We start from the raw sequence: 10,292 nt of genomic DNA, 5'->3' as shown, positions 1-10,292 counted from the left end.
GACGTTCGCCGACCTGGCCAGGGTCGCGTCCCGCACGGCGGCCAGCGCGGCCTCCGCCCGGACGACCCTGGCCAGGTCGGCGAACGTCAGGTCGCCCCAGATCGGGCCCGCCCGCCGGTACCGGGCCGGCGCCGGGTCCCCCTCCGCGTACCAGCCCACGCCGAAGCCGTCGGCGTTGACCGTGCCGTGCCGCTGCCGGCGCGGCCGCCACGACTGCACCACCAGCGAATGCTCCGGGTCGCTGAACACCCGGCCCAGGGCCGTCCGCGGCCCCAGATAAGCGATGTGGCGGCACATCAGGCATCCCTCGCCGTCCGGAACCCGGAGAAGATCTGCCGGCGCACCGGCAGGTCCCAGTTGCGGAACGTGCCCCGGCAGGCCACCGGGTCCACCGCGAAGGAACCGCCCCGCAGCACCTTGTGCTCCGGGCCGAAGAACACCTCCGAGTACTCCCGGTACGGGAACGCCCGGAACCCCGGGTACGGCAGGAAGTCCGACGACGTCCACTCCCACACGTCGCCGATCAGCTGCCGCACGCCCAGCGGCGACGCCCCCGCCGGATAGCTGCCCGCCGGAGCCGGCCGCAGGTGCCGCTGGCCCAGGTTGGCGTGCGCCTCCGTCGGGTCCTCGTCGCCCCACGGGTAGCGCCTGGAGCGGTCCGTCGCCGGATCGTGGCGGGCGGCCTTCTCCCACTCGGCTTCCGTCGGCAGCCGCCGCCCCGCCCAGCGGGCGTACGCGTCCGCCTCGTACCAGCTGACGTGCAGCACGGGCTCCGCGTCCGGCACCGGCTCCGTCACGCCGAACCGGCGCCGCAGCCACTGGCCCCCCTCCCGGCGCCAGAACAGCGGCGCGCCGATGCCGTGCCGCCGGATCTGCTCCCAGCCCTCAGGGGCCCACCAGCGCTCCTCCCGGTAGCCGCCGTCCTCGATGAACGCCCGGTACGCGGCGTTCGTCACCGGCACCGTGTCGATCCGGAACGCCGCGGTCTGACGGACGTGTGCGGGCCGCTCGTTGTCCAGCGACCACGGCTCCGCCGACGTGCCCATCGTGAACGGCCCGGCCGGAACCAGCACCTCCGCCGCGGCGGGCGGCGGGCCCGCCGGGGGATCCGGGTCCGGCGCCGCCAGCACCGCCTCCCCGCGCCGCAACTGGTGCGTGATCAGCATCGTCTCGTCGTGCTGCTGCTCGTGCTGCGCGATCATCCCGAACACGTAGCCGCCGTCGAGGAGCGCCGACCCCTCCAGCGCCGTCCCCTCCAGCAGGTCGAAGACCCGCCCGCGGACCTCCGCCGCGTACCGGCGGGCCTCCGCCGGCCCCAGCAGCGGCAGCTTCGGCCGCTCCGCCCGCGGATGCTCGAACGCGTCGTACAGCGGGTCGATCTCCGGATGCATCGCCTCACGGCCGCCCACGTTGCGCAGCAGCCACAGCTCCTCCATGTTCCCGATGTGCGCCAGGTCCCACACCAGGGGCGACATCAGCGGGGAGTGCTGCGCGGTCAGGTCCCGGTCCGACACCGCGTCCGTCAGCAGGGCGGTCCGCGCCCGCGCCGCCGCCAGGGCACGCACCGCCCGCGCCCGCACCTCCTCCGACGAGCCGGGAACGTACGACTCCGCCGTCACCGCGCCACCCCCGTCCCGGCCGCCGCGCCCGCCTCCGGGCCCGGCGGCCGGTCGTCCGCGGGACAGCGCCCGCGCCGCACGTACCGGTCGGTGAAACCGCCGACCGCGTCCACCACGTACGTGGCCGCCCCGAGCCGCGGCAGCGCCTCCACCGCCGCCCGGAAGCACACCGCCGCCGCGGCCCGCAGCTCCGGATCGGCCGGCCCGAACCGGGCCGCGGACCGCCACAGCCGGTTGCGCGGCGCGGCCTGCGGCCCGTACCCGTCGGCCAGCCCCTTCGCCACGCGGTACGCCGTCTCCGCGGCCTCCGGATCGTCGAACAGGGCGTGCACCACCGCGACCGGCACCAGCCAGCCGTCGTCGCCGGGCTGCGCGTCGATCATCCGCAGCTCCAGGTGCCCGCGCGGACGCACCGGCGGGAACAGCGTCGTCAAGTGGTACTCCAGGTCCTCCGCGGTGGGCGGCCGCAGCGTCGCGGCCGGACCCGCGGGGCCGCCGCCGCCACCACCTCCGCCACCCGCGCCGCCGTCCCGGCCGTCCCGGCTGTCCGGTGCGGCCGCGGCACGCAGCCAGTCGCGGAACGTCACCCCGCGGGGCACCGCCCACGCGCCGCGCCCGTCGCCGTGCGACCGTACGCACATCACCTCGGTGTCCAGCGCGTGCCCCGCCCACGCCGCCCGCGGCTCGGCATCGAGGGGCGGGGCGAGCGTACGGCGGGCGTCCAGGTCGCCCCAGATGCCCTGCCGGGCGCACCGCCAGCCCGCATAGCGGCCGGAGGCCGCGGGCGAATTGGCGAACGCGGACACGAACACCGCGCCCAGCAGATGCGCCATCCGCCAGCGCCGGCCGTACCCGAAGGGGCCCGGCTCCTCGAACCCGGCGTCCACGCAGACCTGCACGGACGCGGACGCCCGCATCATCGAGCGCCCTCCGGGGCCGGAGCGGTCGAGGTAGCTCTCCATGGCGTCGTAGCGCGGACTCTCCACCAGGCGCGGCACCGCGCCCCGCGGATCGCAGCCCGAGCCCTGCAGGCCCAGGCCCATGGAGCCGAGCGCGGAGCGGACCGCGGCGAGGTCGGTCCGCAGACCGTCGAGGCACTCGGTGAGCGACGACGCCGGCGCGGAGCTGAGCTCCAACTGGCCGCCGGGCTCGATGCTGAAGCCGGACCGCAGAGGGAGGGCGCGCGCCGCGTCGTGCGCGGCGTTCAGCCGCTCCGGGGACACGAGCTCGCCGGGGCGCTCGGCGTCCACGACGAGCCATTCGAGTTCGGCGCCGAGGATGCGGGGCGGGCCGGTCTTGAAGCAGATGCCGCGGACGAGGTCCTCGGCTCCGGCTTCGCTGATGGGGGAGGGAGCGGGGGAGGGGTCGCCCGGTGACCGGGCGGCAGACGGGTCGGTCGAGTCCTGGTGCATGGCCGATCTCCTGTCCTGGACCGTTGACTTGACCATGCCTACCCGTCCTTCACGGGATCGAAGGGCCGATTCGCGCCGCGTTGCCGTCAATTCGTTGGCCGGGGCACTGCCCTGCCCTCGATGATGGCGGCGTGAGCAGCAGATTGCGCGAGATCGCGCGGGAGAACGCGACCATCCTTGCGGCCGGCGGGTACCGGACACGGTCGGGGCGGCTGGTTTCCGTGGCCGCCGCCTTGGAGGAGTCCAAGGCCGGAACCAGACTATATGGACCAAACCAGGTCATTCCAGACGAGCAACTTTCGGCCGGGGCCCATGACACCGCCATCGAGGTGACGGCCGAGAGCAGCACGGCCGCAGCCCGCAGGCTCGTGGAGGCGCAGGACGGACCGCACCCCGTGGCGGTGCTGAACTTCGCCTCGGCCCGCAACCCCGGCGGCGGCTACCTCCGCGGAGCGAAGGCGCAGGAGGAGGCCCTCTGCCGGGCCTCCGCCCTCTACGAGACGCTGCTCATGGCCCCCGGGTACTACGAGGTCCACCGCGCGGGCCACAGCGCCTTCTACACCGACCGGGTGATCCACTCACCCGGCGTGCCCGTCTTCCGCGACGACCGCGGCGAACTGCTCGACACCCCGTTCCGCGCCGGCTTCCTCACCTCGCCCGCCCCCAACGCGGGCACCATCCGCCGCCAGGAACCCGAGCGCGCCCCGGACATCCCGGCCGCCCTGGCCCGCCGCGCGGAACGCGTCCTGGAGACGGCCGCCCTGCACCGCATGGACTACACCGTCGTCCAGTACGGCAGGCCCGGCCTCGGCGGCGACGAGGCGGCCCGGGCCTGGGCCGAGCTGCGGCCCGTCGCGGTGATTTCCGTCGGCGGGGTCGTCCTTTCGGCGCACAACGTGGAGACGCTGAAGCGGGCCGGGGCGCGGGCGGTCGTCACCGTCGGGCCGACCCGGGTGCCCGGGGCACACGCCCTCGTCCTCGACCAGGCCGAAGTCGGTGCCCGGGCCGCGGCGCACCTGCTGCAGCGGGGGCGGCGCCGGATCGGGGTGGTCGTCCCCGTGGAGGGCGGGCTGGAGCCGTTCTCCGGGCCGCGCCTGGAAGGCGCCCGCCGTGCCGTGCGCGCCGCCGGAGCGGCGGGGGCCGTGGCCCTGCCCATGGCCCGTACGGAGGAGTCGGCGGCGGCGCTCGCCGCCGGCTGGCGGTCCGGCGGGCTCGACGCCGTGTTCGCGTACAACGACGAGTACGCACTGCTGCTGGTGGCCGCGCTCCACGACGCGGGGCTGCGCGTGCCCGCGGACGTCGCCGTGATCGGCGCCGACGACCTGCTCCTCGGCCGGCTCCTGAGGCCCCGGCTGAGCACGGTGCGGTTCGCGCTGCCGGCCGGGGAGCGGCTCGCCGAGCTGGTGGACCGCGCCGTGCGCGAGCCGGCCGAATCGGCCGGGCGGTACGGGCCGGCGGCCGCCGAGGCCGTCCGCCGGGAGTCCACCTGACCGGCGGCCGGTCCGGTGCGCTCCGGGAGGCCGTTGACAGGCGGTGACCGGCGGACGGAGACTGCGGGCGCGCCCCACCGGGCGCGCCCGGCGTCGTACGGGTGCCGACGGCGGCACCCTGGCGGCGCCGCCCGTACGGATCCGCCCAGGAGAGACGCCATGAGCATCCGCACCGTCCGCGACGTGTACGTCGTCGACGCCGTCCGCACCCCCGTCGGCAAGTTCGGCGGTGCCTTCGCGGGGGTCCGGCCGGACGACCTCGCCGCGCACGTCGTGCGCGCGCTGGTGGACCGGACGCCCGGCCTCGACCCGGCCCGGATCGACGACGTCGTCTTCGGCGACGCGAACGGCGCCGGCGAGGACAACCGCGACGTGGCGCGCATGGCGGTCCTCCTGGCGGGCCTGCCCGTGACGGTGCCCGGTGTGACGGTGAACCGGCTGTGCGGCTCCGGACTCGAGGCGGTCGTCCAGGCGGCGCGCTCCATCGCGCTCGGCGACTCCTCCGTCGCCATCGCGGGCGGCGTCGAGTCGATGACGCGGGCCCCCTGGGTGGTTCAGAAGCCGGAGCGGGCCTACCCGGCGACGCACCAGCAGATGTGGTCGACGGCGCTCGGCTGGCGGATGACGAACCCGCGGATGCCGCAGGAGTGGACGGTGTCGCTCGGCGAGGGAGCGGAGCTCGTCGCGGAGAAGCACGGCATCACGCGGGAAGAGCAGGACGCGTTCGCGCTGGAGAGCCACCGCAAGGCGGCCGCCGCCTGGCAGGCCGGGCTGTACGCCGACGAGGTCGTGCCGTTCCCCGGCGTGGAGCTGGAGCGCGACGAGTCCGTCCGCGAGGGCTCCACCATGGAGGCGCTGGCCAAGCTGAAGCCGGTCTTCCGTACGGACGGGACGGGGACGGTCACCGCCGGGAACGCCTCTCCGCTGAACGACGGCGCCGCCGCGCTGCTGCTGACCGACGAGGCGGGGCTGCGGGCCACCGGGCGGGAGCCGCTGGCCCGGATCAGCGCCTCCGCGGTCACCGGCATCGAGCCGCAGCTGTTCGGGCTCGGCCCGGTCGAGGCGGTGCAGCGGGCCCTGGAGAAGGCCGGTACGGGCTTCGCCGACCTGGCCGTCATGGAGCTGAACGAGGCCTTCGCGGCCCAGGCGCTCGGCTGCCTGGCGTCCTGGCCCGAGCTGGACCCGGCGGTCGTCAACCCGCGCGGCGGGGCCATCGCGATCGGGCACCCGCTCGGAGCCTCCGGGGCCCGGCTGGCCGGCGCGGTCGCCCACCAGCTCGCGGCGGCGGGATCGGGCAAGGGCGTGGCGTCGCTGTGCATCGGCGTCGGGCAGGGCATCGCGCTCGTCCTGGAGCGCTGAGCCGGAGCGGCGGGGCGCCGGGGCGATCGTTTCCGGTCAGGGAGGGCCCTCAACTGCCCGAGAACCCGACAGAACCGGGCCTTCCCGTCTGGCACGATGGCGCGTGCCGCCGCCCCCCGCTCCGCCGAACCCCCTTCGGAGGCCCGCGCCATGCCGCTCCTCGACCCGACCTCCCGGCAGGACGGACCGACCCTCACCGGCGCCACCGCGCCGGTCGTCGAGCCCGCCACCGGCCACACCCTCGCCTCCATCCGCCTGGCCGCCCCCGCCGACGTGGCCGAGGCCGCCGTACGCGCCCGGGCAGCCCAGCAGGAGTGGGCGCGGGCCGCGCACACGGAGCGCGCCGCCGTACTGCGCCGGGCCGGGGACCTGTTCGCCGCCCACGCCGACGAGCTGCGCGAATGGCTGGTTCGGGAGTCCGGCTCCATACCCGGCAAGGCCGACTTCGAGCTGCACGTCGCCGCCCAGGAGTGCCACGAGGCCGCCGCGCTGGCGTCGCGGCCCGCCGGGCAGGTCCTGCCGAGCGAGGCACCCCGGCTGTCCTTCACCCGCCGGGTCCCCGCCGGTGTGGTGGGCGTCGTCGCCCCGTTCAACGCGCCGCTGATCCTGTCGATCCGCTCGGTGGCCCCGGCGCTCGCCCTGGGCAACGCCGTCCTGCTCAAGCCGGACCCGCGCACCGCCGTGTGCGGCGGGCTCGCCCTGGCCGCCGTGTTCGCGGCGGCGGGGCTGCCCGCGGACCTGCTCCAGGTGCTGCCCGGCGGAGCCGACACCGGGGCGGCGGTCGTCGCGGACCCGCTGGTGCGGGTGGTGTCGTTCACCGGGTCGACAGCCTCCGGCCGGGCGGTCGGCGAGCTGGGCGGCCGCCACCTGAAGCGGATGCACCTGGAGCTGGGCGGCAACTCGGCGCTCGTCGTGCTGCGCGACGCCGATGTCGAATCCGCGGTCGCGCAGGCCTCCTGGGGCTCGTTCTTCCACCAGGGGCAGATCTGCATGACCGCCGGCCGGCACCTCGTCCACGCCTCGCTGTACGACGAGTACGTCGAGCGGCTCGCCGCGAAGGCCGAGGCGCTCGCGGTGGGGGACCCGTACCGGGAGCGGGTGCACCTGGGGCCGCTCATCGACCGCACACAGCTCGACCGCGTCCACGCGCTGGTCGAGGCCAGCACCGGGCAGGGCGCCAAGCTCGTCGCCGGGGGCACGCACCGGGACCTGTTCTACCGGCCCACCGTGCTGGCCGGGGTCGAGGACGACACCCCCGCGTACGCGGAGGAGGTGTTCGGGCCGGTGGCGCCGGTGCGGTCGTTCACCACCGAGGACGAGGCCGTGGCTCTGGCCTCGCAGGGCCCGTACGGGCTCAGCCTCGGCATCGTCACCCGGGACGCGGCGCGCGGGCTGGAGCTCGCCGGGCGGATCCCGACCGGCATCGCGCATGTCAACGACCAGACCGTCAACGACGAGGCGGTGGCCCCGTTCGGCGGGGTCGGCTCCTCCGGCACCGGCGCCCGCTTCGGCGGCGAGGCCAACCTGGACGCGTTCACGGAGCTGCGCTGGACCACGCTGCGATCCACTCCGGCCGCACACCCGTTCTAGCCGTTGCGCCGTCGCGCCGGCCGAGCGGAATTCCCCGGGGTGGTCCGTCGTTCACGGGGTACGCCCCAACCAGGAGGTTCGAAAGCCGTGGCTACTGTCGAGCTCACCAAAGAGAACTTCGACCGGACGGTCAGCGACAACCCGTTCGTGCTCATCGACTTCTGGGCGGGCTGGTGCCGGCCGTGCCTGCAGTTCGCCCCGGTGTACGAGAAGGCCGCCGAGGCCAACCCCGACCTGGTCTTCGGCAAGGTCGACACCGAGGCGCAACAGGAGCTCGCGGCGGCCTTCGGGATCACCTCCATCCCCACCCTGATGATCGTCCGGGACCAGGTGGCGGTGTTCGCGCAGCCCGGCGCCCTGCCGGAGGCCGCCCTCACCGACCTCATCACGCAGGCCCGCGCCCTCGACATGGACGAGGTCCGCGCGAAGATCGCGGCGGCGGGGGAGGAGCGTGGCTAAGGTGGCGGGGACGCAGGGCCCGGCGGGGGCCCGAGCCCCGGGCTGACCCAGGTCCCGCCGTGCCCCGGATCCCCCTGGAGGCGCGCGTGACGCAAGCGGTGGAGTACGACGTCGTGGTCCTGGGCGGCGGCCCGGCCGGCGAGAACGTCGTCGACCGGACCCGCGCCGCCGGGCTGAGCACGGCCCTGGTCGAAGCCGAACTCGTCGGCGGCGAATGCTCGTACTGGGCCTGCATCCCCAGCAAGGCGCTGCTGCGCCCGGCGCTCGCCAGGGCCGACGCCCGGCGGGTGCCGGGGCTCGCCGGCGCCGTCGGCGGCCCGCTGGAGGCACGGGCCGTCTTCGACCACCGCGACTACTGGACCGGCGGCTGGAAGGACGGCGGCCAGCTCGACTGGCTGGCCTCCATCGGCGCGCACCTCCACCGCGGGCACGGCCGGCTCGCCGGGGAGCGCCGGGTCGCCGTCGAGGGCGCCGAGGGCGAGCACCTCCTCCTCTCCGCCCGGCACGCGGTGGTCGTCGCCACCGGCTCGCGCGCCATCGTGCCCCCGCTGCCGGGCATCGCCGGCGCCCGGCCGTGGACCAGCCGCGAGGCGACGTCAGCGCACCGGGTGCCGCCCCGGCTGCTCGTCGTCGGCGGCTCCGTCGTCGCAGCAGAGATGGCCACCGCCTGGCAGGCGCTGGGCTCGCAGGTCACCGTGCTGGCGCGGGGGGAGCGGCTGCTGCCGCGCATGGAGCCCTTCGCGGGCGAGCTGGTCGCCGAGGCGCTGCGGGAGGCCGGCGCGGTGGTCCGTACCGGGGTGTCCGCCGAGGCGGTCGTACGGGACGCCGCGGACGGGCCCGTGCGGGTGGTGCTGGAGGGCGGCGAAATCCTGGAGGGGGACGAGCTGCTGATGGCGACGGGCCGGGCGCCGCGGACGGAGGACATCGGACTGGACACCGTCGGCCTGGAGCCGGGGGGCTGGATCTCCGTGGACGAGGGCCTGCGCGTCCCGGGCCACGACTGGCTGTACGCGGTCGGCGACGTCAACCACCGGGCGCTCCTCACCCATCAGGGCAAGTACCAGGCGAGGATCGCGGGCGCCGCGATCGCGGCCCGCGCCGCCGCCGGGACGGCCGCCCCGGACGGGGCCGCCGCGGCCGCCGCGGCCGAGCCCTGGGGTGCTCACGCGGCGACCGCCGACACCCGGGCCCTGCCCCAGGCCGTCTTCACCGACCCGGAGGCCGCGGCGGTGGGCCTGACCCTGGCGGAGGCCGAGCGTGCCGGGTACCGGGCCCGGGCCGTCGACCACGACCTGGGGGCGGTCTCCGGCGCGGGCCTGTACGCGGACGGCTACCGCGGGCGGGCGCGCATGGTGGTCGACCTGGACCGGGAGGTGCTGCTCGGGGCGACGTTCGTCGGGGCGGGCGCGGCCGAACTCGTGCACGCGGCGACGATCGCGGTCGCCGGGGAGGTCCCGATCGCCCGACTGTGGCATGCCGTCCCCGCCTTCCCGACGATCAGCGAGGTCTGGCTGCGGCTGCTGGAGGCGTACCGGGACCAGGGCGACTGACCGGAAGCGGTGCCGCCGCGCCGCGGAACCGCGTGATGCGGTCCGTGGCGCGGCGGGCTGCGGTGTGCCGGGCCCGACCGGCCCGTCAGGGGCCGACGGTGATCTGCTGCGCCGGGTCGGTGGTGTCGGTGACCTTGTACACGGCGTTGAAGGTGGACGTGGTCGCGCTCGTCGGACAGCCGAAGCCGCCGGTGACGCTCACGGGGACGGTCGCGTTGGTGAAGGTCAGGCTGGGCGGCGCGCCGTTGGTCCAGGCGCCGCTGACGTTCGCCGGCCCGGACGGCGCGGTCGTGACGGTGCAGTTGGCGAGCCCCGTCGTCTTCAGGACCAGGCCTCCCGCCGGCACCGTCATGACGGCCGTGATCGGCGAGCCGTGCTGCATCGAGACGGACCAGGCGCCGCTGGTCGTGACCGTCGGGGTGACGCCGGGGATGCTCGCGGTGCACGAGCTGTACGTCGGCGGGGTGATCGGCGAGGAGACCGGCCCGGCGGGGTTGTGGTTGCCGGGGGCGGCGGGGACGGTGCCGGTGGAGACGGAGACCGAGCAGGTGACGGTCACCGACCCGGCCTTCAGGGTGGCCTTGCCGCTGAGGGCGGCCGTGAAGGCGTGCCCGGCCGGGGTGACGGTGGTGGGCCCGGCGGCCGGCCGGGGCGACGGGGCGGCTGCGGTGGAGGCGGTGGCGGTGGCGGAGGCCACCGACAGGACGCCGGCGGCCGCCAGCCCGAGGGCGGCCGCGGTGCGCGTACGGCTCATGGCTGTGCTCCTTGGGGATCGTGGTGCCGTGTGGAGCGGGAGGGGGCGGTGTCGTGCAG

The 10,292-nt window shown here is 76.1% G+C and carries 8 protein-coding genes and 1 pseudogene; 5 read left to right on the top strand and 4 right to left on the bottom strand.

All coding sequences use genetic code 11. The annotated features are described in order from the left end of the window. From EF903_RS20990 to EF903_RS20980, 3 genes and pseudogenes are all read right to left on the bottom strand, one after another. Positions 1-297, bottom strand: a pseudogene (locus EF903_RS20990) (class II glutamine amidotransferase); the annotation flags it as partial. Then, positions 297-1,619: an ergothioneine biosynthesis protein EgtB gene (gene egtB / locus EF903_RS20985; RefSeq protein WP_125545424.1), complete on the bottom strand. Its 1,323-nt coding sequence runs from the start codon at positions 1,617-1,619 to the stop codon at positions 297-299. The gene egtB and the pseudogene EF903_RS20990, both read right to left, overlap by 1 nt. Further along, positions 1,616-3,031 carry a glutamate-cysteine ligase family protein gene (locus EF903_RS20980; RefSeq protein ID WP_125545422.1) on the bottom strand — a complete coding sequence of 472 codons (1,416 nt, stop codon included), beginning with the start codon at positions 3,029-3,031 and terminating at the stop codon, positions 1,616-1,618. The genes egtB and EF903_RS20980 overlap by 4 nt, the downstream gene beginning before the upstream one ends. 131 nt (positions 3,032-3,162) lie before the next feature. On the opposite strand from EF903_RS20980, the gene EF903_RS35340 reads away from it, so the two are divergent. The 5 genes from EF903_RS35340 to EF903_RS20955 all read left to right on the top strand — a co-directional run bounded on the left by EF903_RS35340 (position 3,163) and on the right by EF903_RS20955 (position 9,479). Beyond that, positions 3,163-4,521, top strand: coding sequence for a TIGR02452 family protein (locus EF903_RS35340; protein WP_125545420.1), 1,359 nt, complete (start codon positions 3,163-3,165; stop codon positions 4,519-4,521). A 159-nt stretch (positions 4,522-4,680) separates the two neighbouring features. Then, the gene (locus EF903_RS20970) at positions 4,681-5,880 is read left to right on the top strand and encodes a thiolase family protein (protein ID WP_125545418.1); all 1,200 of its coding nucleotides are present in this window, start codon (positions 4,681-4,683) and stop codon (positions 5,878-5,880) included. 150 nt (positions 5,881-6,030) lie between these two features. Further along, complete coding sequence (locus EF903_RS20965; RefSeq protein ID WP_125545426.1) at positions 6,031-7,470, top strand: aldehyde dehydrogenase family protein; 1,440 nt, start codon at positions 6,031-6,033, stop codon at positions 7,468-7,470. Positions 7,471-7,557: 87 nt separating this feature from the next. Beyond that, the gene (locus EF903_RS20960) at positions 7,558-7,929 is read left to right on the top strand and encodes a co-chaperone YbbN (RefSeq protein ID WP_125545416.1); all 372 of its coding nucleotides are present in this window, start codon (positions 7,558-7,560) and stop codon (positions 7,927-7,929) included. 86 nt (positions 7,930-8,015) lie between these two features. Continuing rightward, positions 8,016-9,479, top strand: coding sequence for an NAD(P)/FAD-dependent oxidoreductase (locus EF903_RS20955; RefSeq protein WP_125545414.1), 1,464 nt, complete (start codon positions 8,016-8,018; stop codon positions 9,477-9,479). Positions 9,480-9,564: 85 nt separating this feature from the next. Here the strand turns inward: EF903_RS20955 and EF903_RS34190 are convergent, their stop codons facing one another. After that, the gene (locus EF903_RS34190; RefSeq protein WP_185902746.1) at positions 9,565-10,233 is read right to left on the bottom strand and encodes a hypothetical protein; all 669 of its coding nucleotides are present in this window, start codon (positions 10,231-10,233) and stop codon (positions 9,565-9,567) included. Between the last annotated feature and the right edge of the window lie 59 nt (positions 10,234-10,292).

Source organism: Streptomyces sp. WAC05292 (assembly GCF_003949955.1).
Classification (GTDB): Bacteria; Actinomycetota; Actinomycetes; order Streptomycetales; family Streptomycetaceae; genus Streptomyces; species Streptomyces globosus.
Note: the sequence above shows the minus strand (reverse complement) of the source record. Positions and strands in the feature narration are given on the sequence as shown.